This window comes from Corynebacterium sp. L4757, assembly GCF_043673995.1.
Classification (GTDB): domain Bacteria; phylum Actinomycetota; class Actinomycetes; order Mycobacteriales; family Mycobacteriaceae; genus Corynebacterium.
This window is the reverse complement of sequence record NZ_JBIMEN010000010.1, coordinates 44714-69396: the sequence shown is the minus strand read 5'-3', so window position 1 is coordinate 69396 and position 24683 is coordinate 44714. Positions and strand designations below refer to the sequence as shown.

Annotated in this window: 28 protein-coding genes and 1 riboswitch; of the genes, 12 read left to right on the top strand and 16 right to left on the bottom strand. The window is 59.2% G+C overall.

Annotation, left to right across the window (positions count from 1 at the left end; all coding sequences use genetic code 11):
• The 5 genes from cadA to ACG98I_RS11590 form a co-directional block, all read right to left on the bottom strand.
• On the bottom strand, window positions 1–1077 hold a 1077-nt coding region (gene cadA / locus ACG98I_RS11610; RefSeq protein ID WP_394720804.1), incomplete at its 3' end, for a cadmium family heavy metal-translocating P-type ATPase.
• Window positions 1078–1627: 550 nt separating this feature from the next.
• Complete coding sequence (locus ACG98I_RS11605) at window positions 1628–1945, bottom strand: hypothetical protein (RefSeq protein ID WP_394720803.1); 318 nt, start codon at window positions 1943–1945, stop codon at window positions 1628–1630.
• 205 nt (window positions 1946–2150) lie between these two features.
• Window positions 2151–2387, bottom strand: a complete 237-nt coding sequence (locus tag ACG98I_RS11600) for a heavy-metal-associated domain-containing protein (RefSeq protein ID WP_042622839.1) — start codon at window positions 2385–2387, stop codon at window positions 2151–2153.
• 155 nt (window positions 2388–2542) lie between these two features.
• On the bottom strand, window positions 2543–3283 hold the full coding sequence (locus tag ACG98I_RS11595) for a Crp/Fnr family transcriptional regulator (RefSeq protein WP_394720802.1): 741 nt from the start codon (window positions 3281–3283) through the stop codon (window positions 2543–2545).
• An 86-nt stretch (window positions 3284–3369) separates the two neighbouring features.
• Window positions 3370–3609: a heavy-metal-associated domain-containing protein gene (locus tag ACG98I_RS11590; protein WP_394720801.1), complete on the bottom strand. Its 240-nt coding sequence runs from the start codon at window positions 3607–3609 to the stop codon at window positions 3370–3372.
• A gap of 263 nt (window positions 3610–3872) precedes the next feature.
• Between ACG98I_RS11590 and ACG98I_RS11585 the strand changes: the two genes are divergently transcribed.
• From ACG98I_RS11585 to ACG98I_RS11575, 3 genes are all read left to right on the top strand, one after another.
• The gene (locus tag ACG98I_RS11585; protein WP_394720800.1) at window positions 3873–4451 is read left to right on the top strand and encodes a CueP family metal-binding protein; all 579 of its coding nucleotides are present in this window, start codon (window positions 3873–3875) and stop codon (window positions 4449–4451) included.
• Window positions 4452–4755: 304 nt separating this feature from the next.
• Entirely contained in the window at window positions 4756–5742 is a 987-nt protein-coding gene (locus ACG98I_RS11580) for an NADP-dependent oxidoreductase (protein WP_394720799.1), read from the top strand.
• Window positions 5743–6151: 409 nt separating this feature from the next.
• Window positions 6152–6958 (top strand): hypothetical protein, encoded by an 807-nt coding sequence (locus ACG98I_RS11575; RefSeq protein WP_394732564.1) that lies wholly within the window; start codon window positions 6152–6154, stop codon window positions 6956–6958.
• A 96-nt stretch (window positions 6959–7054) separates the two neighbouring features.
• Here the strand turns inward: ACG98I_RS11575 and ACG98I_RS11570 are convergent, their stop codons facing one another.
• Together ACG98I_RS11570 and ACG98I_RS11565 are read right to left on the bottom strand one after the other, a co-directional pair.
• Window positions 7055–7327, bottom strand: coding sequence for a hypothetical protein (locus ACG98I_RS11570; RefSeq protein ID WP_394720797.1), 273 nt, complete (start codon window positions 7325–7327; stop codon window positions 7055–7057).
• A gap of 6 nt (window positions 7328–7333) precedes the next feature.
• Window positions 7334–8857 carry a molybdopterin-dependent oxidoreductase gene (locus ACG98I_RS11565; RefSeq protein WP_394720796.1) on the bottom strand — a complete coding sequence of 508 codons (1524 nt, stop codon included), beginning with the start codon at window positions 8855–8857 and terminating at the stop codon, window positions 7334–7336.
• A gap of 295 nt (window positions 8858–9152) precedes the next feature.
• Here ACG98I_RS11565 and ACG98I_RS11560 point away from each other — a divergent pair, with 295 nt between their 5' ends.
• On the top strand, window positions 9153–9758 hold the full coding sequence (locus ACG98I_RS11560; RefSeq protein ID WP_394720795.1) for a class I SAM-dependent DNA methyltransferase: 606 nt from the start codon (window positions 9153–9155) through the stop codon (window positions 9756–9758).
• A gap of 240 nt (window positions 9759–9998) precedes the next feature.
• On the opposite strand, the gene ACG98I_RS11555 is transcribed toward ACG98I_RS11560, so the two are convergent.
• The 3 genes from ACG98I_RS11555 to ACG98I_RS11545 form a co-directional block, all read right to left on the bottom strand.
• The gene (locus ACG98I_RS11555) at window positions 9999–10721 is read right to left on the bottom strand and encodes a VIT family protein (RefSeq protein WP_394720794.1); all 723 of its coding nucleotides are present in this window, start codon (window positions 10719–10721) and stop codon (window positions 9999–10001) included.
• Between the two features lie 433 nt (window positions 10722–11154).
• Window positions 11155–11451 (bottom strand): cupin domain-containing protein, encoded by a 297-nt coding sequence (locus ACG98I_RS11550; RefSeq protein ID WP_394720793.1) that lies wholly within the window; start codon window positions 11449–11451, stop codon window positions 11155–11157.
• Between the two features lie 446 nt (window positions 11452–11897).
• Window positions 11898–12281 (bottom strand): hypothetical protein, encoded by a 384-nt coding sequence (locus tag ACG98I_RS11545; RefSeq protein ID WP_394720792.1) that lies wholly within the window; start codon window positions 12279–12281, stop codon window positions 11898–11900.
• 6 nt (window positions 12282–12287) lie between these two features.
• On the opposite strand from ACG98I_RS11545, the gene ACG98I_RS11540 reads away from it, so the two are divergent.
• Both ACG98I_RS11540 and ACG98I_RS11535 read left to right on the top strand, forming a co-directional pair.
• On the top strand, window positions 12288–12482 hold the full coding sequence (locus tag ACG98I_RS11540; RefSeq protein ID WP_394720791.1) for a hypothetical protein: 195 nt from the start codon (window positions 12288–12290) through the stop codon (window positions 12480–12482).
• Between the two features lie 63 nt (window positions 12483–12545).
• Window positions 12546–13496 carry an aldo/keto reductase family oxidoreductase gene (locus ACG98I_RS11535; RefSeq protein WP_394720790.1) on the top strand — a complete coding sequence of 317 codons (951 nt, stop codon included), beginning with the start codon at window positions 12546–12548 and terminating at the stop codon, window positions 13494–13496.
• A gap of 9 nt (window positions 13497–13505) precedes the next feature.
• On the opposite strand, the gene ACG98I_RS11530 is transcribed toward ACG98I_RS11535, so the two are convergent.
• Complete coding sequence (locus ACG98I_RS11530) at window positions 13506–14120, bottom strand: YdhK family protein (RefSeq protein ID WP_394720789.1); 615 nt, start codon at window positions 14118–14120, stop codon at window positions 13506–13508.
• Between the two features lie 57 nt (window positions 14121–14177).
• Entirely contained in the window at window positions 14178–16265 is a 2088-nt protein-coding gene (locus ACG98I_RS11525) for a heavy metal translocating P-type ATPase (protein WP_394720788.1), read from the bottom strand.
• Between the two features lie 156 nt (window positions 16266–16421).
• On the opposite strand from ACG98I_RS11525, the gene ACG98I_RS11520 reads away from it, so the two are divergent.
• Window positions 16422–17036: a CueP family metal-binding protein gene (locus tag ACG98I_RS11520; RefSeq protein ID WP_394720787.1), complete on the top strand. Its 615-nt coding sequence runs from the start codon at window positions 16422–16424 to the stop codon at window positions 17034–17036.
• Here ACG98I_RS11520 and ACG98I_RS11515 read toward each other — a convergent pair.
• The gene (locus ACG98I_RS11515) at window positions 17029–18105 is read right to left on the bottom strand and encodes a threonine aldolase family protein (RefSeq protein ID WP_394720786.1); all 1077 of its coding nucleotides are present in this window, start codon (window positions 18103–18105) and stop codon (window positions 17029–17031) included. The genes ACG98I_RS11520 and ACG98I_RS11515 overlap by 8 nt on opposite strands.
• A gap of 136 nt (window positions 18106–18241) precedes the next feature.
• Window positions 18242–18337: riboswitch (TPP riboswitch) on the top strand.
• Between the two features lie 85 nt (window positions 18338–18422).
• On the opposite strand from ACG98I_RS11515, the gene thiM reads away from it, so the two are divergent.
• The 5 genes from thiM to ACG98I_RS11490 are packed head-to-tail and all read left to right on the top strand — an operon-like array spanning window position 18423 to window position 22452.
• Window positions 18423–19232 carry a hydroxyethylthiazole kinase gene (thiM, locus tag ACG98I_RS11510; protein ID WP_394720785.1) on the top strand — a complete coding sequence of 270 codons (810 nt, stop codon included), beginning with the start codon at window positions 18423–18425 and terminating at the stop codon, window positions 19230–19232.
• Window positions 19229–19879 (top strand): thiamine phosphate synthase, encoded by a 651-nt coding sequence (thiE, locus tag ACG98I_RS11505; protein ID WP_394720784.1) that lies wholly within the window; start codon window positions 19229–19231, stop codon window positions 19877–19879. The genes thiM and thiE overlap by 4 nt, the downstream gene beginning before the upstream one ends.
• Window positions 19880–19887: 8 nt before the next feature.
• Window positions 19888–20934: an ABC transporter substrate-binding protein gene (locus tag ACG98I_RS11500; protein ID WP_394720783.1), complete on the top strand. Its 1047-nt coding sequence runs from the start codon at window positions 19888–19890 to the stop codon at window positions 20932–20934.
• Complete coding sequence (locus tag ACG98I_RS11495; protein WP_394720782.1) at window positions 20934–21716, top strand: ABC transporter permease; 783 nt, start codon at window positions 20934–20936, stop codon at window positions 21714–21716. Before ACG98I_RS11500 ends, ACG98I_RS11495 begins: the two co-directional genes overlap by 1 nt.
• On the top strand, window positions 21706–22452 hold the full coding sequence (locus tag ACG98I_RS11490; protein ID WP_394720781.1) for an ABC transporter ATP-binding protein: 747 nt from the start codon (window positions 21706–21708) through the stop codon (window positions 22450–22452). The genes ACG98I_RS11495 and ACG98I_RS11490 overlap by 11 nt, the downstream gene beginning before the upstream one ends.
• Window position 22453: 1 nt before the next feature.
• Here ACG98I_RS11490 and tenA read toward each other — a convergent pair whose 3' ends face one another.
• The 3 genes from tenA to thiD are packed head-to-tail and all read right to left on the bottom strand — an operon-like array spanning window position 22454 to window position 24644.
• Window positions 22454–23125 (bottom strand): thiaminase II, encoded by a 672-nt coding sequence (gene tenA, locus ACG98I_RS11485; protein ID WP_394720780.1) that lies wholly within the window; start codon window positions 23123–23125, stop codon window positions 22454–22456.
• Window positions 23125–23787 carry a TenA family protein gene (locus ACG98I_RS11480; RefSeq protein WP_394720779.1) on the bottom strand — a complete coding sequence of 221 codons (663 nt, stop codon included), beginning with the start codon at window positions 23785–23787 and terminating at the stop codon, window positions 23125–23127. Before ACG98I_RS11480 ends, tenA begins: the two co-directional genes overlap by 1 nt.
• On the bottom strand, window positions 23784–24644 hold the full coding sequence (thiD, locus tag ACG98I_RS11475; protein WP_394720778.1) for a bifunctional hydroxymethylpyrimidine kinase/phosphomethylpyrimidine kinase: 861 nt from the start codon (window positions 24642–24644) through the stop codon (window positions 23784–23786). Before thiD ends, ACG98I_RS11480 begins: the two co-directional genes overlap by 4 nt.
• Between the last annotated feature and the right edge of the window lie 39 nt (window positions 24645–24683).

The following is a 24683-nucleotide window of genomic DNA, read 5'->3' as shown; positions in this document are numbered from 1 at the left end:
GGTCAGTCCCTTGTTCTCCGCGCCGCGGATGATCGCCTCGGCCAGGGGGTGCTCGGAGGCGGTTTCGGCACGGGCGGCCAGGGTGAGCACCTCATCGTCCGAGTAGGCAGGGTCGAGGACGTCGACGTTGGTCAGCTCGGGGCGGCCGTTGGTCAGGGTGCCGGTCTTGTCGACGACTATGGTGTCGACCTTCGCGGAGGTCTCGAGGTATTCGCCACCCTTGATGAGCACCCCGTCTTTAGCGGAGCGTCCGATACCGGCGACAATCGAGACCGGGATGGAGATGACCAGCGCCCCGGGGCAGGCGATGACCAGCAGGGTCAAGGCCAGTTCCACATTGAGGGTGATCAGGCCAACGGCGAGGGCGGCGACCATCACACCGGGGGTGTAGTACTTCGAGAATTTCTCCAGGAACGTCTGGGTCTTGGCCTTATCGTCCTGGGCGTCTTCCACACGGTGGATGATCTTGGCCAGTGTGGAGTCCGAGCCGATGCCAATCGCCTCGATGCGCAGCACACCGGAGCGCAGCCAAGTACCGGCGAAGACCTCCGAGTCCTCGGCCTTCTCAGCGGGTACGGATTCCCCGGTGATGGTGGCCTCGTCGACCCCGCCTTGACCGGAGAGCACGCGTCCATCGACGGGGATCTGCTCGCCGTTTTTCACGAGCACGACGTCGCCGGGGGCCAGTTCCCAGATCTCAACGGTTTCGGGCTCACCGTCGCGCAACACGGTGGCGGTCTCGGGGGCAGCGTCCACCAGGTCCGACAGTGCCTTGCGGGTGCGGTTCATCGTGGCCTTCTCCAAGGCCTTGCCCAGGGCGAAGAGGAAGGTGACGGCGGCGGATTCCCAGTAGTTGTTGATGAACAGCGCGCCGATGGCGGCGACGATGACCAGCAGGTCAATCGAGATCATCCTAATGCGCAGGGCCTGGACGGCGGAGACGGCGATCTGCCAGCCGGCGACCACCGCGGCGGCGATCATGAATCCGTCTGACAGCCACCCAGCGGGGGTGAGCCAGGACAGGATAATCAACAGGCCTGAGACGGCGACCACGCCCCAGGTTTTCCAGGTCTTCATGATGGGTGTCCTTTACTTTTTGAGGGTCTTTTTCTTGTGACACTCATTAAGTTAGGACAATCCCGGAGAAACTTCCTTGACCTGGATCAATTACCCACACACCTCCGACCTGACGTGGCGTCGATCATGCTCCTTTCCCGGGTACTCGGATAGGGGGTGTTTAGTAGGCCGAGGGTTTGGCGGTACAGCCGGCGTCCATGAGAGGGCCGGTGTGAGTGCTCAGCCATTCCCGGATCGGGTGGCGGCCGTGTGGGTCGGGCGCCGCAAGGGAGGGGAACAGGGCGAGGTCGTCATCTACGCGTCGCTGGTAGGCGTCACGGGTCTCCTTGAGATGTCCTAGGTGGATAGTGTCGTCCTGGCCCGCAGGACGACACACGCGGTACAACGCCGCCACACTGTGATAGGCGGGAGTAGCCGTTGCGTATGGCACCCTGGATGTCGCCTGTATTCAGGGCTCGAGTTCTTGCGAGAAGATTCGGTTCCTGTCGTTCACGGGTCGGTGTGGGCATGAGGACAGCGCGGCTCCCACTTCGGAAAGATGGTCCAGTCGCTAATGATCGTGGGCGTTGACAATGGCGTTGACCTTGGCATCCACAGCCTCCAGTGTGCTCAAGTCCAGGCGGGCAGTGTCGGTGTCCACGCCGTGCCCCTTCATCAGGAAGTCCAGCTTCGGGTGCAGCTGGGCGAGGGTATCGTTCGCCATGCGGGAGGGGTCACCGCCGTGGGCGGCGCATAACGCGTTCGCCTTGGCGTGCAGTGAGGAGACGGATTCGAGGTCCAGATCCGACTTGTCGAAGTTCTCGACCCCGTGGTCCTTGAGCAGGAAGTTCATCTTCTCGTGGAGACTGGCGAAGGTCACTTCGGCCATGGTGGTGTCCTTTCATGATGAAGATCAGGTGTTTTCTGTGATACTCATTAAGTTATGAACAATCCGGAGAAAGTACCTTGATCCGCATCAAGTACCCGCAAAGTGAGATCTGGAGCGCAAAAAGACTGTGGTGCTCGTAGCCCGGGGGCACAGATGGCCCGCCGACAATTTCTGGTGCGGGCGGGCTTGTGGGGTCGGGAGTGCGTCAGATCGCCGACGGCTTGGCGGTGTAACCGACCTCGGCTACCGCGGTGACCAGATCACGTACGGAGACCTTCTGTGGGTCGTGGGTGACCAGGATGCGTCCGGAGGAGAACTTCACCTCCGCATTCTCCACGCCGTCCAAACCATTCAGCTTGTTTTCGATCTTGGCGACACAGCTCGGACAGGTGAACTCATCAGAGCGCAAGGTGGTGTTCTTCAGCGTGGCGGGGGCAGTCATCGTAACTAGGTCCTTTCATCTTTTATCGTCATGTTCCTGTGCTTGCACCTTTAAAGATACGGTCCTTTCCGGGTTAATTCCTTGACCTGGATCAAACAACGACAAATCCCTCCTACCAGGAAATTGTCCTGGGAAAGAGAGAGGGATGTGGGCGTTTAGAGGCCGGCGACCAGGTCGGCCAGGGCCTGGTGGTTGGTAATGGCGATCCATTCGCGGCCGGAGTCGATGACACCGGTTTTCTTCATCCGCGCCATTGCCCGGGAGGCGGACTCGACGGTGGTGCCGGCCATGCCGGCCACGTCGTCGCGGCGCAGGCGGACCTGCAGCAGGCTGGATCCGTCTTGTCGGATTTGCCCGAGCTTGGCGTCCAGGTGTTGGAGGGCGCCGGCCACGCGCTGCTCGACAGTCGAGGTGGTCTGTGCGGTCTCGCGTTCCCGGGACCGGACCAATTGGTCCTGCTGCATCCGCATGATCGCCAACGCCAGTTGCGGGTAGGCGTCCACGACCTCGGCCAGGGCCTCGGCGGGCAGGTAGAGCGCGCAGGTGGTCTCAATCGCCCAGGCGGAGTCGGTGGCTGGGGAGCTATGGGTGTGCAGTGGGCCGATGACATCCCCGGGGGCGGCGATGTCGACGGTGATTTCGCGGCCATCGATGGTGTCCCGGGTGATCCGGGCCCGACCGGCGGCGACCATATAGCTGCCCTGAGCCTGCTCGCCGGCTAGGAGGATGGGATCACCCGCGGCCCAGGCCCAGGAGATCAGATGCTGGTCGAGTTCCCTGTGCTGTTGTGGGTTCAGCTTCTTGGTCAGCGGGGAACGGGCCATGACCTGCATGCGCACGTCCAGAGAGCACTGGTGGGGTTGGGCGCAGTTGTGACGGACGGGATTGCGGGCCATAAGCCCCATGCTATCAGGCCCGTAGAGCAATGACCGCGGAAGCGGAGGAACAAAAGCCTCCGACACAACCGACAGCCGCGCCCCCTTCACCACTCGCTGCCTGAGGAGTGGGCAGTGGAGGTGATGTCGGTGACGGTCCTGATGAGCTCGTCCACAGATACTTGTTGTAGGTCATGGAACACCACGAGATGGCCGGGCGGTACTACCACTTCGACGGAGGCCACCCCCTCCAGGTCACTGAGTGTGGTCTGGGCGATGGCCAGGCAATTCGGGCAGAAAAACCCCGACGTGGACACGGTGGTGTGCTTGAGGATGGGAATGGTCATGACAGTGGGGTCCTTTCATCGGGGGCACGTGGAATGGGTGCGTGATAATGAAAATACGGCTATATCCGGAGTAATTCCTTAACCTGGATTGAACAACCGGAAAAGGGTCCCGACCGGTGGGAGCAGCTGCGCATGACGGTGCGGGTCGCGGCATACTGGGCCCGCGCCGACCTTCCCGGAAAGGGCCACGTCCCCTTTTCCTCTTACTGTCACATGCAGTAGTTTTTATGTTTGACCATAGAAACATGAAGCAAGGATCTGCCATGAACCGATTCGCCGCCCTTCTCGCTGTCTGTGCGCTCACCCTGGCCGGGTGCACCTCCTCGGCGGCGGACCCCGAGGAGGCGGAGTTTCTGGCCTCGGTCGATCTGGCAGGTATGGACGCGGTGGGGATCATCGACTACCTGGACGCTCTCCTCGTGGAGGCCCGTCCGCAGGATCTGATGGCCGTGGTGCGCCCCGACGAGCTCGTTCTGACCACTCCTGACGAGGAAATCAGCCTGGATATGCCCGCTGCCTCCGTCTATGTGTCCGTGGCCCCGTTTATCAACCAGACCCATGACTGCTTCTACCACAGCCTGACCACCTGCCTGGGCGAGCTGCGCAACGCACCCGTGGAGGTAGAGATCATTGAGGACGGCACGGGTGCGGTGCTCGTCTCGGAGCAGGCAACCACCTTCGACAACGGGTTCATCGGCTACTGGCTCCCGCGCGATACCGCCGGCACCATCGAGATCACCCACGGGGAGTTCACCGGCTACTCCTACTTCACCACCGGTACGGACGGAGCCACCTGCATCACCGACCTTCGCCTCAGGGCCTCCCCACTGCCGCAGGTTTAACCGGTACTAGCCGGTTTTTCGGGATTCATGGTGCGCAACCGTTGAGGCGGTGTGGGATATGCATGTCAGGGGCCTGCCGTCCCCGAAGGGTGACGACGGAGAAAAATGCCTGCTCCTGCTGGGAACAGGGGCAGGCCTCACCTAGCGCATCGAGAGGCCCTGGGCACGCTGTGGCAAGCGACACCGACCTTAGCGGCACGAAGGGGCCTGCGCGATAGATCCCCCAATGTCGGTGGGGTCCTTCGTGACCACTTCTTTCACTCTTTGATCCACGTCATGGTCTCGCGGTGATCATCTTCCTACCGTGACAGACAAGGCCGCGAACGGCCGTGACCACAGGAAAGAAATTCACGAGGAGAGGAAGCACACGATGTCGAAGGTATACGTGTTCAACGAGTACGGCGGCCCGGAAAACCAGGAACTGATCACCCGCAACACCCCCCAGCCAGGCCCGGGAGAACTCGGGGTCAAGGTCCACGCGGCCGGGGTCAACCCGCTTGATTGGAAGGTCCGTTCCGGGGTTGCCGGAACCCCGCGAGAGCTTCCGGCACCCCTGGGCGAGGAGGCCTCCGGGATCGTCACCGCCGTTGGAGACGGTGTGGAGGGCTTCGCGGTCGGCGATCAGGTGCTCGGCCTGGTGGCCCCCGGCGTCGGCGGATATGCCGAGGACACCCTGCTGGTGGCAGAGAGTACCGTGCTCAAGCCGGAGGAGATCTCGTTCACCGACGCCGCCGCGATCCCGGTCGCTGGGGTGAGCGCCTACGCCGGCACTCACCAGGTGGAACTTGAACCAGGCCAGTCGTTGCTGATCAATGGGGCCGGTGGTGGGGTCGGGCTGATGGCCGCGCAGATCGGACGGGTCCACAAGTTCCAGGTCGTCGGCGTTGACCACGAGGACAAGCGCGAGCTCATCGAATCCACCGGTGCTATCTTCGTCGCTACCGGCGACGCCGTCGCGGAGCAGGTGCGTGCGCTGCTCCCTGACGGTGTGGACGTAGTCTTCGACCTAGTCGGCGGGGAGGCGTTGCGGGTGGTTGCTCCCTTGGCGAAGAATCCGGCGCATGTGATCTCGGCGGCTGATGCTGCCACCGTGGAAGAACTCGGTGGACAGGTGCTGCGCCGCACCCCGGAAATGGTCGGACAGATCACCGGGGTGGTCCAGTACGGGCTGGTCGCCCCGAAGGTCGATACGACCTACCCGCTGGAACAGGCCGGTAAGGCCCTGGCCCACGTTGAGCAGGGCCACGCCCGCGGCAAGATCGTCCTCGAGCTCATCACCTCCCAGGACTAACCAGACAACCAGAACGACCGCGGAGGAGAAAACCCGCGTAGGCGCAGCCAGCCGGTTGCGCCGCTTACTGCGGACACTCCACAGTAAGCGGGGGCTGCGATGAGGACCCGCAATCTGTTCTGAGCATCTGCCGCGGTCTTGCCTGCGAATAACAGGGCGCCCCGGCCCCTGCCAGCAGAGGCTTGCAGCCTGTGCCGGCAGATTTTTCGCTCCGTGCTGCTGATCTCCCCGCCCTGCGGCAAGAAGGAGTCGCGATTCCTTTCTCCAGGCTGCTGCACCTGTGTTGCCGGTGATGCCGATCCCGGAACCAACATTGATCTAGATCATGGATGGATTCTCGGGGGAGTCATAGGGTTTTAGTAGCAGGTCGGGTAACTACCGGCCGGAGAAGAACTCCACTGACAAGAACATGATCATGCAACTGCTTGGACAAGCACTCGGGCTGGGCACTCTTGGCCTGGTCGCTGGCGTCACCGGCGCGGTGATCGCGGCACCAGCGACCCAGAGCCAGACCTCCACGCTGACCAGTTATGTCCAGCACTTTGCCGCCGGTCTGATCATCGCCGCAGCCACCCTCGACCTCCTCCCCGAGGCCCTCCACCTGGGCGGGGGATGGCCTCTGATCGTCGGTTTCGTGCTGGGCACCGCCTTCATGCTGGCACTACGCTCCCTGCTCACCCGCGTCGGACACAGCCACCACCCCGGTGATGATCCGCACCACGACCACCACGGCCATGATGACGCCCACGGGCATGACGCTCACTCCTCCACCACGGCCACCGGGGTGAACCTGCGGCTGATCGTCGCCCTCGCGGTCGTCGTCCTGATCGACGGCGCCATCATCGGCGTCGCCCTCTCCGCCGGTGGGGCTGCGGCCCTGCTGATCGCGATCGCCCTGTCGATCGAGCTGCTCTTCGTCGCCGCCTCCACGGCAGGATCCACCCGTGCCGGCGGAGGCAGCCTGGGCACGGCGATCGGGGTGGGCACATTCGTCGCGGCCATGATGCCGATCGGCGCCGTGCTCGGTGCCCTCGTCTTCGCCGGGGTCTCCGCCCCGGTGCTGGTTGCCGGGCTGGCCTTCGGAGCTGCGGCGCTGCTGTTCACCGCCGTCGCCGAGCTACTGGTCGAGGCCTACGAAATCAAGGAGAGCACCGGCACCATCGCCATGGCCGCCGCCGGTTTCCTGGTCTTCCTCCTGCTCATGATGCTCATGTGAGAGGCAGCCGAATTCTGAACCGAGATGGGCCGGGCACCCCGGGGGTGCCCGGCCTCAACCGGTGTTCCACCGATCGGCCAGCGATCCGAACAGTCGTTATCCGGAGTGGTCGGAGTGCAGATCAGCGGAGATCACACGGAAGTCGCCCGCGCGGGCCAGCGCCTGATCGATGATGGCCGGGTCCGGGTTGACGGAGGCGAGGTGTTTGATGATCAGGTCGGCGTGTTCATCGCCGGTGATATCGAAGGCCGCCTGGCCGAGGCCGTGGTCGGCGAAGATGTCGTAGAGGGACTGCAGGGCCTTCTTGACGTCCCTGTCGGTACGCACACCTTCGACCTTGAACCGGCAGGAGACGATTTCTGATGGCATCGGTGACTAGATCCTTCCGTTGAACGCCTGGAGGGCGGAGTCCTCACGGGTACCGCCTCTACCATCACCATAGTCGGCATAGTCTCGGATCCAGCGAATTGAATTGATCCACTTGACCATTTTGTAGCCGTGGTTGGATTCCACCCGTAGGCGGGCGGGCGCCCCGAGGTGGGTCTCCAGCGGATTTCCGTTGCGCTCATAGGCGATGATGGTGTCGTCCTCGTAGACGGTATCCAGGTCGAGGGCGGCGTAGAACGGCTCACGCGGGCGGTTGTCGTACATCTTCTGGGCCAGACCGTAGGAGTCGACCAGCACGTAACGCGCCCCATCCGGTTTCGGACCGATCAGCTCCATCAGGTCACGTAACCGCACCCCTGTCCACCGCGAGGTCGCCGACCAGCCCTGCATACACGTGTGTACGGCGACATACGAGGTCTGCGGCAGCTCCCGCAGATCGTCGAGGGTGATGGTCTTCTCGGTGCCGTTGAGATCGTCGCCGAGGGTGATGGTGTATCCCTCCCACTCGTTGTCGCGGGCGGCGATCCACTCGGGGGATTCATCATCGGTCGGCGGCAGGCCATTGGTCCAGTGAAATTCTGAGATGTCCTTGTCCGTGTAGGTGTTCTGCCTGCTCATCCGGGGACGCAGTCGGTTGAGGAAGGTTTTGCGTCCGATCTCCGTGATGCTGGCGGTAAACCGCTGGGCGCGGGCCCGGTCAGCCAGCGACCAATAGCTGAGCACGATCCAGAACAACACCACAATGACGATGGTGGTGATCACGATGATGTAGGCCTGCGCCGCACGGTCAGTGTTTATATCGCCGAAGACCATGTGGACCATGTTGTAGTCGCCATGGACCAAAAAAACCAGGCCGACGTGCATGATGACAAAGCCCGTCATCAACACCATGGCGATAAAGTGCAGGGAACGTGCACCCTGGTGGCCGCCGAAGAGTTTGACGTACCACGGGAAGCGGGACCGGATGGCCGGGGCCATCGCTATTCCGGTGAGGATGAGAAACGGCGCCAGGATAAAGATGACAAACGTGTAGCCGAGCATCTGTAGGGAGTCGTACGGCGTGAAGTGCTCGATGCCCGGGGCACGAAAGCCGAGGTAAACCTTCAACGTCTCCCACGCCTCGGGGAAGACGTCCCAGGAGGTGGGGATAATGCGCTGCCACAACCCGGTGGCAAACAGCAGAACGACGTAGACGATGCCGTTGAGCACCCACAACATCACCGACATGCCGTGCCAGTGCCTGCCAAGGCCGATGTTTTCTCGACCGGGCAGCCCGATCAACGGCGACAGTGATTTCTCATCCATCAAGGAGGTATAGACGCCTTCCTCCTTGGGCAGTTTGCGTTTGGTGAACCGGAGCCATTCCGTGCCCGGGGCGCAGTCATTGCGCCACCACAACCGCGGCATGGACGACAGAATCTCCCACCCGGAGCGCAGCAGCATGCCGATGAGAACGAAATTGATCAGGTGCGTGGCCCGCAGCCACAACGGAAAATCTGGGTTGATCTCCACGGATTACTCCTTAGATTGTGACCATCAATAGCTACATACAATGGAAAATTACGTATGATGCGTATCACTCTAACCTGAAAAGAAAGGAAAAATAAGGGACAATCCCCGCAGAGGGGGTAGCCAAGCGGTGCCAGGAGCAGTGCCCGAGACGCCGTGCCATCAACGATGGCTCGCTTTCCCCGATGCTGTGTCGTCCTACAGGCCGTTAGAATCCAGACTCGCGGGCACTAGCCGCGCGACTGCCGACAACCGCACGCCGTGTACCGGAAGGCTTGGAACGCCTAAGGTGTTCCTCATGGCAACAGATGACGTTAGCAAGGCCTACAGCTCACCGACCTTTGACGCGGAGGCACTGCTCGGAACGGTAATCTCGGCCGAGGACCCCGACCGAGCGCTCATCGAGCCCTGGGCCGCCAACGTCGACGGGGCGATCCTCGATGTCGGTTCTGGCACGGGACGGTGGACCGGTCACCTCGCGAGCCTCGGACACCAGATCGAGGGACTGGAACCGGCAACACGGCTCGTGGAGCTCGCTCGCCAGACACATCCCTCAGTGACCTTCCACCACGGCACTATTACCGACCTCTCAGACTCGCCGAAGCGCTGGGCAGGCATCTTGGCCTGGTACTCGCTCATCCATATGGGACCTGACGAGTTGCAGGCAACACTGGCTTCACTGCGCGCGGTGGCCGAGGACGACGGTGTCCTCCTCATGTCCTTCTTCTCCGGACCCCGTCTCGAACCGGTGCAGCATCCAGTGGCCACCGCCTACCAGTGGCCACTGTCCGAGCTTGCCCAGGCACTAGAACACGCTGGCTTCGAGGTCACGGATAGCCACTGGGATCCTCGGTTCCCCCATGCCTATCTTACCGCCGAGGCCAGCAAGCAGAATCTCGCCTGACAGTGGTGGCCTACTCGGTAGTCGTCTTCCCAGAAGACATCTCATAGCACCAGTGTGGTCACCTGCCGGAGGAGAAACGAGTAGTCAGCCGGACCATAACTGGCGACCGGCTGGGGCAGCGGTCCATCCAGGCCCCGGATGGTCTGCAAGGAGGTCGGCGCCGATCACTTCGTCCAGGCGTCGACGAAAACGCCCAGCCACCACAAAACCCGCATTCCCCCTTTTCTGTCCCGAGGCACCTCAGACTGCGGCCCCGAACAAAACACCGACACCGTAGGTCACGGCCAGGCCGAGGGCACCACCGATCACCAGGCGCCCGCACGCGCGCATTGGGGAGGTACCCGAGATCTGGGCTGAGATGAACCCGGTAACCGCCAGGACCAGCAGCGTGACTACGAAGACCACGCCGGCGTCCCAGCCTGCAGGGGCGATGAATACCGACACCATCGGCAGCAGTGCTCCGAGCAGGAAAGCCACGGCCGAGGAGAAGGCGGCGGCCAAGGGGCTGGTCATTTGCTCCTTATCAATACCGAGCTCGAGCTGAAGGTGGGCGCCCAAGGCGTCACCCTGCCCGATCTCGGTGGCCGCCTGGTTCGCTGTCGCAGGGGAGATGCCGTAGGAGTGTAGGATCTCCGACAGCTCGACGTGCTCGGCCGTCGGGTCTTCGGCCAGCTCCTTCGCTTCTTTTGCGATGAGCACCCGTTCGGTATCACGCTGCGAGGAGACAGAGACGTACTCACCGAGAGCCATAGATACCGCTCCCGCGATCGTTGAGGCCAAACCAGCGCCGAAAACGACGGTGTCACTGGCGCCGGTGGCGATCACACCGAGCAGTAGCGCAGCAATGGAGACGATACCGTCATTAGCACCCAGCACACCGGCACGCAGAGTATTCATACGATTGTGGTGGCTGGGTACGTGCGGTTCGTGCAGGGGGTGAGCGGTGTTAGTGGAGATGATCATCAGTCCTTTATCGGCGCAGGAGACCCTATAAGCACAGCCTATCAAGGGCCTAGTTTTCCCACAACGAAGCGGAGCCAACCCTCACCGTCTTTCGGGGCTAATCTCTTCGTTGACACGTCCCGTTACTCTCCGGGAGATCTCCTGGAACGTGGGCTCCGGCCTCGAGATGCGAGAAGAGGCACCTACTCATGCTCAAGCATGCGGTAGAGGGGGGCCGGTTGACTTTGTCCTCGCGGGAGACCTGGCCCTTGGGTACGTGGGCCGCGATCTTTTCCATGATCACCCGAGGTTGCTCGTTATCGAACTTCGTGCCCCTGACGTTGTTAGCGGTTGGCCGCCTTAACCAGGTCGATACCCTCGGCCTGGCACTCATGGATCCGATAACGCTCGAACTCCACGAAGGGAGCCGAGGAGGGTGAATTACTCCTGGAGATCACGTGGAGAAGGTGAACCGGATCTCCTTCGGCATGATGTGGACAGCCTTAAACTCTGGGTCTGCCACGATCTCGTGCCAGATATCAGCGGGAATGACGAGGCTGTCTCCCGCGCTCACACCACGGTCTTCGTCAGAGAACTGAACGATGCATCGCCCCTCGGTGACGACGAGCACCGATTCGGTTGATGCTCTGTGTCTGGGCCAGGAAATTCCCGACGCCGCTTCCATCCGTTTAGTTTCAAACAGCGCTCCTTCTTCCAACGGCATCACCCGGGGTCGTCCTACGGATTCCATCGTAAAACTCCTTCGCCACACGTCACTCACTGGAGGGAATCTAGTCCCCGACCTGCCATGCCGCCACCCTACCAGCACACGTCATGAGCGATGAGAAGGTGCTGTTGCAAACTCGCGTTTTCGTCGAAAACGGCGGATCCGGTACCAGCGTTGCGCTGCACACTAACAAATAGTTAGTTGTCTGGAATTCCTGTTTGCAACAGCACCTGACGGGGACCGTTTCCCAGGCGGGTGGATGAAAACTCCAGCCGGCCGCGCCGTCTGAGACGACGTCCAGCGAGGAGAACTCCTCTATCTCACCCCACCGGGTGGTGCCGGTGTCGTCGCGGCCGTAGTAGACCTGCGCTTTAGTGATGTGCTTCTACGAGCGGTGAATCTTCAGCAGCGCCTTAAGGTTTCCTTTTCTTTAGGTGAAGAATGTTGGTGGTTGTGGTTAAACAATGCGCCTACACCGGCGTCGTGGGCTGAAGCTCGGGTTCCGGTACCTCGCCCGTGATGTGCGCGGAGTTCATGGTGTTGCGGCGGATTAAAATCTCGCCCCAGATAAGACCAATGAGCCCGGATCCCAAGATGATGGCCGGCATGATCCAAATCATGGAGAAGTCTTCGGTGTCCATCATGAGGTTGAAGTTGATGAGAATCAGCGCGGTTACCGCCGCCATGCCAATGCCGGCGAGCAGCGGCGCGATGGTTTTCACGAACACGCTGTATTCGCGGTGGTAGCGATTAGCCCACACCATCACGGTAAAGCTGGTGATAGCCAGCAAGAAGGTCAGACCGAAGGCCGCGGCGTTGGTAAACCAGGTAAACAAGGTGACCACCGGAAACACGAATTCTTGTTCCGAGCTACTGCAGACGATGGCGAAGATAGGTTGCTGCGTCCTCTCCCTGACGTTGTTGACAGCACAGCAGAGCTATTGGTGGTTTCCCTGCAGGGCTCACAAATTACAGCAGTAATGGATCCAGAAGGTTTTAGTACTGAGCGGATCCTCAACCAACTTGAGGCTTATTTAACGCTTCTGCGTCGCTAAACGGATAGACTCGCGCAGTACTCAATCCGTGCGAGCTGAACGCTAGTCCAAGAGGAAATTAATATGCGAAGTATTGAATTAGGAACAAGTGGGCAAGAAGTGCCCAATATTATCGCGGGTATGATGCGCATTGGTGATAAGACGGATGCGCAGATTCGCGATCTGTATGCCGCCGCGCGAGAGGCCGGCGTTAATTACTTCGACCACGCGGATCTTTATGGTTTCAACGTTCCCGAGGGCGGGTACCACTTGTGCGAGCGGAGGTTCGCAGAGGCCTTGAAGCTATCTTCAGCGGAGCGCGAAGATATTATTGTGCAGTCGAAAACGGGAATCATCGACAAACCGTGGGGCTATGACCAGTCCTATGAGCACATTGTTGCTTCAGCAGAGCGATCGCTGCAGGCCCTGAATATGGACTATTTAGATGTGCTGTTGCTGCACCGCCCAGACGCTTTGGTGGAGCCGGAAGAAGTAGCGCGTGCTTTTGATGATCTTGCGGCAGCTGGGAAGGTGCGTGCTTTTGGCGTCTCCAATCACACTCCACGCCAGATTGATCTGCTCAAGACTGCCGTGGAGCAGCCGATTCTGATCAACCAGGTGCAGCTGTCAATTACACATTCTGCTTTGGTTGCGCAGGGCATGACGTCGAATATGACTACTACTGGGGACGCCATCACCCGCGATGGAGGCGGATTAGTGGACTACGCGCGGATTAATGCCATCACGCTGCAGGCCTGGTCACCTCTGCAAAAAGGGAGTGAGCCGGGAATCTTCCTGGGTTCGCCGGACTATCCGGAACTCAATGCTGAGATTGAGCGTCTCGCTGAGAAATATAGCGTGGAACCCATTGCCATTGCGTGTGCCTGGATAACGCGTCATCCTGCGAACATGCAGGTTGTGCTGGGCACGACGACGCCTTCTCGCATCGTCGTTGCTGCAGCGGGTTCAGATATTTCGCTATCCCGCGCTGAGTGGTACAGCCTTATTCAGGCAGCTGGTCACAAGCTGCCTTAGGCTGATGGGTTACTGAACGGGTTCGATTTCGCTTTCGGTAACCCACTTGTGGTTTTTCATGGTCATCTCATCATTATCAATGTCGACCATGTACACCGTTTCCTGCGTGGAGTAATCAATCGTGGCCTCGGCGTCCTTCATCCCGGGCATGTGCTCAGCGGTCATCACTGCCTTGGCGCCATCAGCAAGCGGTGCTTCGCCGGGATCCACGAGTTCTTCGTGCACAACCCAACGGTGATCCGTAACTGGAGCATCGCCGTTGGTGGGGGTGTAACTCACGGAGTAGGTCGTGGTATCAAAGGCTCCGGAGATGGTTGCGGTTGCGCCATCCATGCCGGGCATGTGATCCGCGGTCAAGGTGACCTCAGTGCCGACGGGGTAGGTCGGGTTTTCTGCTTCCTCAATTCCGGCTGGGGGAGCGCCGCCGTCTTCAGGATGGTCGTGAGCCATGTCTTTGTGCCCTTCGTCCTCCGTCGCATTTTCTGAAGTCGCAGCGTTGTCCGAGCTATCGGCACTTTCGGAAGTAGCCGGCGCAGGCTCTGCGGAATCTGAGGCGTCGCTGCAGGCACTCAAGGTAAGACCAGCGGCGAGCGTGAGAGCGATGAGAGAAGTGGAATGTTTCATGTGAAACCTTTCTGAGGTTGAGAAAATTATGGTTTAGAAAGCTTTATCATCAAGCGTTTATGGTTGAAGTTTTTCGCTTGAGGTAGCGGGTGCTACATGCGTTGGTTTTAGATCGATCCTTCTTAAAAGTTGGGCATTGAAGGCCACGATTATGGTCGACAATGACATCAAAATTGCGCCCACCGCTGGCGAGAGAACAAAGCCAATGGGAGCTAGTACACCAGCAGCGAGTGGGACCGCGAGGATGTTGTAGCCCGATGCCCAGACCAAGTTTTGAACCATCTTGGAGTAGCTGGCCTTGGACAACGTGATCATGGACAACACCGCGCGGGGATCATCGCTGGCGAGCACAACGCCAGCGGATTCCATGGCTACATCTGTGCCCGCCCCGATAGCGATGCCAATATCGGCCCGCGCCAAGGCAGGCGCGTCATTGACGCCATCGCCGACCATGGCCACGTCGAATCCGCGTTCCTGCAGTTCAGCGACTTTAGTGTCTTTGTCCTGCGGTAGAACTTCGGCAAAGACTTCGTCGATGCCCAATTCTTGGGCCACGCTTTCTGCAACTTGAGAAGCATCGCCGGTGATCAGCGCGACTTTCACACCCGCATCTTGCAGTGCCCGGACGGCATCGCGGGATTCGGGGCGGATGTGATCCTCGACGGCTATGGCCCCAATGACTTCCTTGTTGCGAAGCACGTGCAAGACTCCTGCGCCGCGGGAGGTCCACGTAGAAATCTTGTCGTGCAGTGAGTCAGGGGAGTCAACGCCAAGCTCGCGCAGCATATTGGGGCCTCCAACCATGATGTTTTCTCCATCGACGGTTGCTTGCACGCCACGACCCGCGGCGGTGCGGAAATCCGAGCCAACGCGCGGGCTTTGCGATGCCACTGGGTGCGCGGCTGCAGCAGTGACGATCGCTCGGGCTAGTGGATGCTCACTATTAATTTCAGCTGCAGAAGCTAGGGCCAGAACATCTCCCTCCGGCACTTCCGATGCTGCCGCGACACCGGTGACCGCGTGTGCACCTTCGGTTAAGGTGCCAGTTTTATCAAATAAAACAATATCGATGGAGCGCATGCGTTCAAGGGCAAGCCGGTCCTTGATGAGTAAGCCAGTTTTGGCGGCGCGTTCCGTAGCGATGGCAATGACCAGGGGGATGGCCAGGCCCAGGGCATGGGGGCAGGCAATGACCAGCACGGTGACGGTGCGGACAATGGCGTCATTAGGGCTGCCGATGATTGTCCAGACGATGGCCGTAATAATGCCAGCGGCTAAGGCAAACCAGAAGAGCAAAGCCGCGGCTCTATCGGCCAGGGCTTGCGCACGGGAAGAAGAATTTTGTGCTTCGGCAACCATGCGTTGAATACCAGCCAAGGTGGTATCAGCGCCGGTCTTTTCCACTCGGACGCGCACGGTGTTATCCGTAGCCACGGTGCCGGCGATAACTGTTTCGCCACTGTTGCGATATACAGGCTGGGATTCGCCAGTGATCATCGATTCGTCGAATTCGGCGAAACCATCGATAATGGTGCCGTCAGCAGGTACTCGCGCGCCGGGGCGAACTAGCACGATGTCATCAGCAGTAAGTTCAGAGATGGCTACCGAGTGGATAGCATCGCCGTCAACCTTTTCTGCTTTGTCCGGAAGGAGGGCAGCTAAGGCATCGAGGGCAGAAGATGCAGAACCTAGGGCCCGCATTTCCATCCAATGGCCCAACAACATGATGACAACCAGCAGGGCAAGCTCCCACCAGAAGTCGAGTTCAAAACCACCGATGCCCAAAGTGGTAACCCATGAAGCGACAAATGCGACTGTGATCGCCATGGCAATCAGCAGCATCATGCCCGGTTGACGCGAGCGAATCTCTGACACGCCACCTTGGAGGAAAGGGCTGCCGCCGTAGAGGAAAATCACGGTTCCTAGAACCGGGGCGACCCAGGTTGAACCTGAGAATTCCGGCACGGTGTAGCCCAGGAAGGTGGCAAACATAGGGCTGAAGACAATCACCGGGATGGATAGTAGGAGGCTCAGCCAAAAGCGGTCTTTAAACTTTGTAACGCTGTGACCCGCATGTTCATCATGGTTATGGCCTTCATGGCCATCATGGCTTGAGGACTTGTGATCGTGGTGTGGGGTACTCATGTCACTTCTTCTCTCAATTTTTAGGATTTTAGGAAACCGAGATATGGAGGAGATAGGTAATTAATCGCTACAAACAACGGTATACCCCGACAGGGTATGTTTCAAGGAAGGCTAGTTCTTTGTCGGGATAGGAGAAATGGTGCTATTAATTAGCCTATGGAAAATATTCAGGATGGAGCTGGATCACAACCAGCAAGCCCCCAGCGGGCTGCGAGAAAAAGCGCGTCAATTGTTAGCGCAATCGTCGGTGCTTCGCTCGCTTTAAGTGCTTGTTCATCCTCGGGCACGGAGCAGGAAGAAGTACTAAACGCGTACGGCCTAGAAGGGATGGATGCTCGCGAGATTATTGACTATCTGGATCAGCAACCGATCGCTGAACGCCCTACTGATTTGATGGCTTCAGTAAGAAGCGAAGAATTGATCCTGAGCAATCAGGCGGGAGAAGTGACACTCGATATGCCTGAGGACCGGAGTTATGTCTCGGTCGCCCCCTTCGTGTCGCAAACCCATGATTGCTACTACCACAGCCTTACCACCTGCGTGGGAGAGCTGGACAATGAGTCAGTAGAGGTATCAGTCTTTGATGAGGAAACCGGCACAACGCTTGTCGATGGCCCCGCCACGACCTTCGATAATGGCTTTGCCGGGTTTTGGGTTCCGCGCGGAAGCGCCGGTACCATCACGGTGAATTACCAGGGATTAGAGGGCACAACGGAATTTGCCACGGGAACAGAAGACGCAACGTGTATCACCGATTTGCGCCTTAGCTAGGGTGTGAAGCCCACACTTGTTTTATGGCTGCGGCAAAAGCGTCAATGTCGTTTTCAGTGGTGTCGAAGGAGCACATCCAGCGCACTTCATTGCGTGTGGCATCCCAGTCGTAGAAGTGGAAGTTTTGGCGCAGTTCATCGGCAATGTCGTCGGGCAGGGTGGCAAAGACCGCATTAGATTCGGTGGTTTGGGTAAATTTCAAGCCCGGTAGGTTCGCTTCTTCCAGGGAGCTGCGTAGGCGCTTGGCCATCGCGTTGGAATGACGAGCGTTATTAAGCCACACGTCGCCTTCATATAGGGCGATGATTTGTGCGGAGATAAACCGCATTTTGGAAGCTAATTGCATCGATAGTTTGCGCACAAACGGCAACGCCTCCGCGCCACCGACTAGCGCATCGGGGTTAAGAATTACCACGGCCTCAGCCCCGAGTGCACCATTTTTGGTTCCACCCAGGCTTAAAACATCCACGCCAGCCTCGGTAGTAAAAGCAGACAGCGGCAGCCCGAGTGTTGCGGCCGCATTTGAAAGACGCGCACCATCCATATGCAAGGCCATGCCGCGGGCATGGACATGATCTGCCAATGCGCGGATTTCTTCGGGGGTATAGCAGGTACCCATCTCTGTGGTCTGCGAAATGGAGACCACCAGTGGCTGCGCGCGGTGTTCATTGCCAAAGCCCCAGGCTTCACGGTCGACGAGTTCTGCGGTGAGTTTGCCATTGGCAGTTGGCACTGGCAATAACTTGATGGAACCCATGCGTTCGGGTGCGCCGCCTTCATCGACATTGATGTGCGCAGTCGCAGCACAAATCACCGCGCCCCACCGCGGCAGCAACGCCTGCAAGCCCACCACGTTTGCGCCAGTTCCGTTAAAAACCGGATACGCGGTGGCGGTGGAGCCAAAATGTTTCACGATGACATCGTCAAGCAATGCCGTGTACTCATCCGCCCCATATGCCGCCTGGTGCCCGCCGTTAGCTGTCGTCAACGCCGCCAGTACCTCCGGGGCAATGCCGGAATAATTATCGGAAGCGAAACTGTGCGCTTGTACGTTATGCAAGGATTTCACGCGGGACTCCTTCGAGATTCTTCGGCTCTGCAGAAAACCGTACACCGCACCGAACTCGCGCGATAAAAATTTCTCCCCCGGCATGTTCTGATATTAAAAGTTATTGCCGGGACACGCGGCCTGGGCTAGTGTGGTGCGTTAAGACACGGGGTGCCGTAAAGACCGGCTGAGATAACACCCGTCGAACCTGATCTAGTTAGTACTGGCGAAGGGATTGTCCGGATGAAACTGGCTGTGCGCGGATACCATTGGTGTCCTATTGAGCGCTGCGGTGATGCTGCACATTCTTCTTCGTCAGAGGAAGAAAGCGAAAGGCCATGACCTTATCTTTTGCCGCAGCATTGCTCGGTGAACTACGCGCGCACAATCCTTTGGTGCAGTGCATAACCAATTCGGTGGTTACCAACTTCACCGCCAATGTGGTGCTTGCTATCGGGGCGGCACCAGCGATGACGGACATCGTCGGGGAAGCAGGCCCTTTCGCCCGGGTCGCGGGCGGGGTACTGGTGAATTTGGGAACCCCCACGCCGGAGCAGCGCCTAGCGATGGAAGAAGCCGTCGCCGCCGCCAACGAATCTGCAACACCGTGGGTGTTGGATCCAGTGGCGATTGGCGCTTTGCCCATTCGCACGGCCTTGGCGCAGAAACTCGCGCCGCAAACCCCGTTTGCGATTCGCGGTAATGCCTCTGAGATTCTTGCCCTGACAGGGGAAGGAGCCGGCGGCAAGGGCGTGGAGTCCACGGATTCCACAGAAGCCGCCGCGCCGGGCGCGATTGCTTTGGCGCAGCGTCTCAACACCGTGGTGGCGGTATCCGGGCCGGAGGATTTCATCACCGATGGTACGCGCGTTATCCGCGTGGCTAACGGCGATGAGCTTTTAACCAAAGTCACCGGCGGCGGTTGTGCGCTGGGCGCGTTGATAGCTGCGTTCGCTGCGGTGCGCGGGACAAATTCCCCAGTCGAGGCAGTCGCCGCCGCGCATGCAGTCTACGGCATTGCAGCCGAACAGGCCGCCGCGCAAGCAGCAGGTCCAGGGTCTTTCGCAGTTTCGCTTATCGATGCCCTCTCCACCCTCACCCCGTCCGCCATCTCCTCGGAGCAGCGCATCCGGGAGTACGCGGCATGAGCAGCAACCAGGATTATGGCATCTATTTAGTCACCGACCCGGTGCTGTGTGGAACCCGCGGCGTAGTGGAAACTGTACGTCTGGCCGTGGACGGTGGCGTGCAAACGGTGCAGCTACGCGATAAAAATGCCAGCTTTGACCAGCAGCTATCCCAACTAGATCAGCTCGCAGCTGTCATCGATGGCCGCGCGAAGCTAGTGATCAACGACCGCCTCGATGTCGCCGTCGAAGCTCAAAGGCGTGGCATTGCCATCGACGGTGTGCACCTTGGTCAAGGTGACGAAGCGGTCCTGACCGCCCGCGAAGCCCTTGGAGCGGGCGCCGTCATCGGACTTACCGCCAATACCGAAGATCACCTCGCTGCCGTTGCCGCACTTCCCGCAGGCACCGTGGATTATGTCGGCGTCGGTGTTATCCGGCCGACTTCTACCAAGCCGGATCATCCACCAGCACTGGGCATCGCGGGCTTTGCGCACCTGACCGCGTTGTCATCAGCGCCGACCGTGGCCATCGGTGGTGTCCTCCAAGAAGACATCGCTGATCTGCGATCCGCTGGAGCCGCAGGCGTCTGCTTTGTCTCCGCGCTATGTGCTGCCGAGGATCCCGAGCATGTCGCCCGCAGCATGGCCGAATCCTGGAAGGAATAAAGAAAACCGTGAAAACTACATCAATTTCTCTTCGCACCATCGCCGCAGCCGGCGTCCTTGCTCTTGCTACCTTGCTGACTAGCTGTGCGGGAGGTGATGCGGCGGAGGAGGCATCGACAAGCAATGCGAAAACCACCGTCCGCTTCGCGCTGGACTGGACACCGAATACCAACCACACCGGGCTGTATGTGGCGTTGAATAAGGGCTACTTCGAAGAAGCCGGCATTGACGTGGAAATCCTGCCGTTTAACAACAGCAACCCCGAAGTACTTGTCGATGCCGGCCAAGCCGAGTTCGGCATCAGCTTCCAAGACACAGCATCGATGTCCATGGCGTCTGGCGCGGACCTGAAATCAGTACTCGCCGTGGAACAAACCTGGGCCACGGAAGTAGCGGTACTGGCAGACCGTGATGACATCCAAAGCCCTGCCGACTTGGATGGGCTGACCTTCGGTGGATTCGATAACCCGGCGGAGACCAAGACCATGCAGGGCGTGGTGCAGTCCGCCGGCGGCGAGGGGGATTTCGAAACCGTGACGTTGGGGACCTCTGCCTATGAGGCGTTGTACTCCGGCGATGTTGATTTCACCGTCCCTTATGTCGCCTGGGAAGGCATTGAGGCTGAACACCGCGGCGTGGACCTGAAGACTTTCGCGTACACCGATTATGGTTTCCCGGATGCGTACCAAGTCTTGGTGGTGGGCAATAACACCTGGTTGGAAGATAATCCGGATACCGCGCGTGGCTTTGTGCAGGCCCTTGCCCGCGGCTATGAAGATTCCGTGGAAGACCCCGAAGCCGCCGCAAAGATTTTGCAGGAAGAAAACGCCGGCCTGCTCACTGACCTAGACATACTGGTGGAAAGCCAGGAGATGCTTGCGGATAAGTACATGCTCGATGACAACGGTGACTTCGGCGTGCAAACCGAAGAGCACTGGAGCGAGCTCGGCCAGTTCCTCTTTGATTCCGATTTGCTGACTGATAACAACGGCAAACCGTTGGATGAGCAGCCTGCGTGGTCAGAGTTTTTCACCAATGAATATCTGCAGGACTGATGAAGCAGTATTTATCTTTTAAGAATATCTGGGTGCCCGCAGGCTTTCTGGCCGTGCTGCTTATCGCGTGGGAGTTAATCGTGCGTTTGACTGCGGTGCGCCCGCAGGTGCTGCCGGCGCCAACGCTTGTGGCAAGCTCCGGTTGGGAGCACCGCAGCGCACTTGGCGCGCATGCCCTGGCCACCTTAAATGTCACGCTACTGGGCTTTGCGGTGTCGTTAGCGTGCGCGTGGATGATTGCTATCGTCATTGATTTCTCGCCGCTTATGCGCCGTGGCCTGGTTCCGCTGCTGATTTCTTCCCAAACCATTCCGATTGTCGCTATCGCGCCGTTGATGATCATCTGGTTCGGCTTCGGGCTGCTGCCCAAGATCCTGGTGGTGGCGTTGGTGACCTTCTTCCCAGTCACCATCGGGCTAGTCGATGGTTTTGCGCGCGCGGACAGGGAAGCATCGGCGTTGCTGCGCAGCATGGGTGCCGGGCGCATCAAAGAGTTCCTCTTTTTGCGGCTACCGTCGGCGCTGCCGCTGTTTTTCACTTCCTTGCGCATCGGCATTACGTATGCCGTGGTGGGCGCCATCTTCGCCGAGTATGTCGGCGCGAAGCAGGGCTTGGGCATTTATATGAGCGTGCAAAAGAATGCTTTTCGCACCGATTTGGTGCTCGCCGCCGTAGCCGTCGCAGCTGCGATTAGCATCGTGCTCTACCTATCCACGTACCTGGTGGAACGGGCCGTTATTCCGTGGCACATCAAAGAAAGGACCACTGCCAATGAGCGTTAAAACCGTACCGCGCTTGCAGCTAGAAGGCATCTCGCGCACCTTCTCGCTTGCCGATGGCCGCCAGCGCGCAGTGCTGGATGACATCTCTTTGACGGTGAATCCCGGGGAATTTGTCTCCATCATTGGGCCATCCGGTTGCGGGAAGAGCACGCTTTTTAACATCATCGCCGGTTTGGATTCACCGACTAGTGGCACGGTGGGCATTGATGGAGAAGTGGCCTATATGCCGCAAAAGGATGCGTTGTTTCCGTGGCGCAGCATCGCCGCGAATGCCGCACTCGGCCTGGAGGTCCACGGGGTCAAACGCCGTGCGGCGCGGGCACGGGTCAAGGAATGGTTTCCCCGCTTTGGGCTTGCGGGCTTTGAAGATTCCTTGCCGTTTGAGCTTTCCGGGGGCATGCGCCAGCGGGCAGCACTTCTACGCACGGTGGTTCAAAACAAGAGCACTTTACTTCTCGATGAACCCTTCGGCGCCCTCGACGCCCTTACCAAACAGGATTTACAAACCTGGCTGCAACAAGTGTGGGCCGAACATAATTGGACAGCCCTGTTGATTACCCATGATGTCCGCGAAGCGATCTTGCTTTCAGACCGCGTGGTGGTGCTCAGCCCACGCCCGGCGAAAGTCAGCCTCATTCTCGACGTTGACCTACCGAAGCCGCGCGGGATCGATGCGTTGACCAGCCCTAGATTCTTAGAGCTGGAACGCACGCTGCTTCAAACACTAGGCAGTTGAATCAGTCAGCTGAGTCCAGTGCTTGCTGCCAGAACGCAGCTTCTAAGCGGGTGGCGGCGCGGAAGATTTCCACTAAGGAATCAAAGCGCTCCGCGGTGACACTACCTGCGGTTAGCGCGTCGAGTCTTTCGGTGGCAGCACGTGCTGCGGTTTGGAATTCCGTGCCGGAGTATTCCGCAATCCACTCGCCGTAGGGGTGTTCTTCGCTGGCATCGAGAGCCCGTATTCGTTGCGGCTCTAGGGCTACACCAATTTCTGCATAACCAATGGAGCATGGTGAAAGCGCGACGTGCATATCCAGCAGGTCGCCGGACATCCCGGTGTCCAAAACGTAGCGGGTATAAGCCACGGTGGTTTGTTTTTCTGCCGCCGCATCAAGCTCTTCTTCCGTGATTCCCCAGCGTGCGGTCAGTCGGCGGTGCAGTTCGGTTTCGTGCAAGATAGCCTGCAGTGCGCCCGTCGCGTCTTTAATATCGGCCAGCTTGCGGCTCTTGTATGCAGCCAGTGCGTTTGCCCGCGCGAACTGCACTAGGAAGTGATAATCCTGCACCAGATAGTCCTGGAAGACGGGTAGTGGCAAGGTGCCTTCGCCAAGTTTGCGCACGAATTCGTGCTCGGTGTAGTCGGTCCACTCGGTACCGATGGCCTTTTTCAGATCAGCAAATAGTGTCATTACTTTTCTCCTATGATGGGGTGGGCGTAGGCAGCGTCGAAGAATGCGAGCTCGATTTCGACTGCGCGGTGAAAGAAGTCTTGTGCAATAGCGCGCCGGGCCGGGCCTACGCGGTCGAGTTCTGCGCGTAAGAACGCGATACGCTCGTGGAATTCGGGGAAATCATGCAAGCGAATCCACTCCGCGTGCACGAAGTTCTTAGGTAGAGGGCGTGAGTCGCGGGTTGCCCAGTCAAGATATAGCCATTCCGCAACCAGCAACACCGCGACGATTGCTACGTAATCGCGGGTTTCCGCAGCCTCACGCATCAATGCGCAAAATGCGGTGGTTGGCTCGGTATTCGGGATTTCTTCGCGCTGCTTGGCGCTCACGCCCAATGCTTTAAAGGCGTCGAGGAAATAAGTATTTTCATCGCCGGCTATCTCGCCGATAAATTGCGCAAACCGCAGCCGTGGTTCCAGCGCATCCGCCGTGCTTACCGATGCCCCCAGCAACACCAAGAAACTATCCAAAAAGCGGTAGTCCTGCACCAAGTAGCTGGCCATGACAGAGTCGTCGATGGTGCCATCGAAAAGCTCCTGCACAAAGCGGTGAGTAACTGCCTTCTCCCACGTGGTGTGGTTCTGCTCGCGCAAAAGGTCCGTAAATCGTTGAGTGCTCATCGCTGTGCTCCTTGCAGTTGTAAAGGCGCGTTATTCCACAGCGCTTGGAAGTGATGGACGGGGCCGTGGCCTGCACCGACGTCCAATTCATCCGCGTGGGCCAGCGCGTGCGTGAGATAGTCTTTGGCGCGGCGCACCGCTTCATCGTAGCCGTGTTGGGGTAAAAGCGCTGCTATCGCGGCCGATAATGTGCACCCGGTGCCGTGGTCATTGATGGTGTCCACGCGCGGTGCGGTCAGTTCCACGGTGTGCTCGCCGGCATCACCGCCGGTGAGGATATCGGTGCTTTCCGCACCGCTTAAATGCCCGCCTTTGAGCAGTACCCACTTTGCGCCCAAAGCGCGCAGATCGTTTAAGGACTCACGCATTTCTGCCAAGCTGTCCATCTCCACATCGCGGCCAAGCAGCACTGATGCCTCTGGCAGGTTCGGCGTAATCAGCGTTGCCCGCGGCACGAGACGCTCCCGAATCGCGTCGACATCATCCTGGTTGAGCAGATGATCGCCACTTTTAGCGACCATCACCGGATCCAAGACCACCGGGCACTGCGCGTATTTATCCAGTGACTGCGTGATCGCATCGGCGATCCCAGCATTGGCCACCATGCCGATTTTCACTGCATCGACGCGGACATCCTCAAAGACCGCGGCGATTTGTTCGGCCACGAATTCAGGTTCCATCGCGACGATGCTTCCCACACCGCGCGTATTTTGCGCGACCACCGCGGTGACCACGCTCATCCCGTATGCGCCGTTGGCTGAAAATGCTTTTAAGTCTGCTTGAATCCCCGCGCCACCGGTGGGATCTGTGCCAGCAATGGTTAATACGTTCGGTATCAACGCTTGTCTCCGTTTCATCACTCATATCGAGTTCGAAGAAGCGAAGCGTGCTGCAAT

What these genes read in the sequence shown, in the direction of transcription:
- ACG98I_RS11605 (WP_394720803.1), bottom strand. Translation starts at nt 1,945, where the DNA reads ATGGCCGAAGTGACCTTCGCCAGTCTCCACGAGAAGATGAACTTCCTG.
- ACG98I_RS11600 (WP_042622839.1), bottom strand. Translation starts at nt 2,387, where the DNA reads ATGACTGCCCCCGCCACGCTGAAGAACACCACCTTGCGCTCTGATGAG.
- ACG98I_RS11595 (WP_394720802.1), bottom strand. Translation starts at nt 3,283, where the DNA reads ATGGCCCGCAATCCCGTCCGTCACAACTGCGCCCAACCCCACCAGTGC.
- ACG98I_RS11590 (WP_394720801.1), bottom strand. Translation starts at nt 3,609, where the DNA reads ATGACCATTCCCATCCTCAAGCACACCACCGTGTCCACGTCGGGGTTT.
- ACG98I_RS11585 (WP_394720800.1), top strand. Translation starts at nt 3,873, where the DNA reads ATGAACCGATTCGCCGCCCTTCTCGCTGTCTGTGCGCTCACCCTGGCC.
- ACG98I_RS11575 (WP_394732564.1), top strand. Translation starts at nt 6,152, where the DNA reads ATGATCATGCAACTGCTTGGACAAGCACTCGGGCTGGGCACTCTTGGC.
- ACG98I_RS11570 (WP_394720797.1), bottom strand. Translation starts at nt 7,327, where the DNA reads ATGCCATCAGAAATCGTCTCCTGCCGGTTCAAGGTCGAAGGTGTGCGT.
- ACG98I_RS11560 (WP_394720795.1), top strand. Translation starts at nt 9,153, where the DNA reads ATGGCAACAGATGACGTTAGCAAGGCCTACAGCTCACCGACCTTTGAC.
- ACG98I_RS11555 (WP_394720794.1), bottom strand. Translation starts at nt 10,721, where the DNA reads ATGATCATCTCCACTAACACCGCTCACCCCCTGCACGAACCGCACGTA.
- ACG98I_RS11550 (WP_394720793.1), bottom strand. Translation starts at nt 11,451, where the DNA reads ATGGAATCCGTAGGACGACCCCGGGTGATGCCGTTGGAAGAAGGAGCG.
- ACG98I_RS11535 (WP_394720790.1), top strand. Translation starts at nt 12,546, where the DNA reads ATGCGAAGTATTGAATTAGGAACAAGTGGGCAAGAAGTGCCCAATATT.
- ACG98I_RS11530 (WP_394720789.1), bottom strand. Translation starts at nt 14,120, where the DNA reads ATGAAACATTCCACTTCTCTCATCGCTCTCACGCTCGCCGCTGGTCTT.
- ACG98I_RS11525 (WP_394720788.1), bottom strand. Translation starts at nt 16,265, where the DNA reads ATGAGTACCCCACACCACGATCACAAGTCCTCAAGCCATGATGGCCAT.
- ACG98I_RS11520 (WP_394720787.1), top strand. Translation starts at nt 16,422, where the DNA reads ATGGAAAATATTCAGGATGGAGCTGGATCACAACCAGCAAGCCCCCAG.
- thiM (WP_394720785.1), top strand. Translation starts at nt 18,423, where the DNA reads ATGACCTTATCTTTTGCCGCAGCATTGCTCGGTGAACTACGCGCGCAC.
- thiE (WP_394720784.1), top strand. Translation starts at nt 19,229, where the DNA reads ATGAGCAGCAACCAGGATTATGGCATCTATTTAGTCACCGACCCGGTG.
- ACG98I_RS11495 (WP_394720782.1), top strand. Translation starts at nt 20,934, where the DNA reads ATGAAGCAGTATTTATCTTTTAAGAATATCTGGGTGCCCGCAGGCTTT.
- ACG98I_RS11490 (WP_394720781.1), top strand. Translation starts at nt 21,706, where the DNA reads ATGAGCGTTAAAACCGTACCGCGCTTGCAGCTAGAAGGCATCTCGCGC.
- tenA (WP_394720780.1), bottom strand. Translation starts at nt 23,125, where the DNA reads ATGACACTATTTGCTGATCTGAAAAAGGCCATCGGTACCGAGTGGACC.
- ACG98I_RS11480 (WP_394720779.1), bottom strand. Translation starts at nt 23,787, where the DNA reads ATGAGCACTCAACGATTTACGGACCTTTTGCGCGAGCAGAACCACACC.
- thiD (WP_394720778.1), bottom strand. Translation starts at nt 24,644, where the DNA reads ATGAAACGGAGACAAGCGTTGATACCGAACGTATTAACCATTGCTGGC.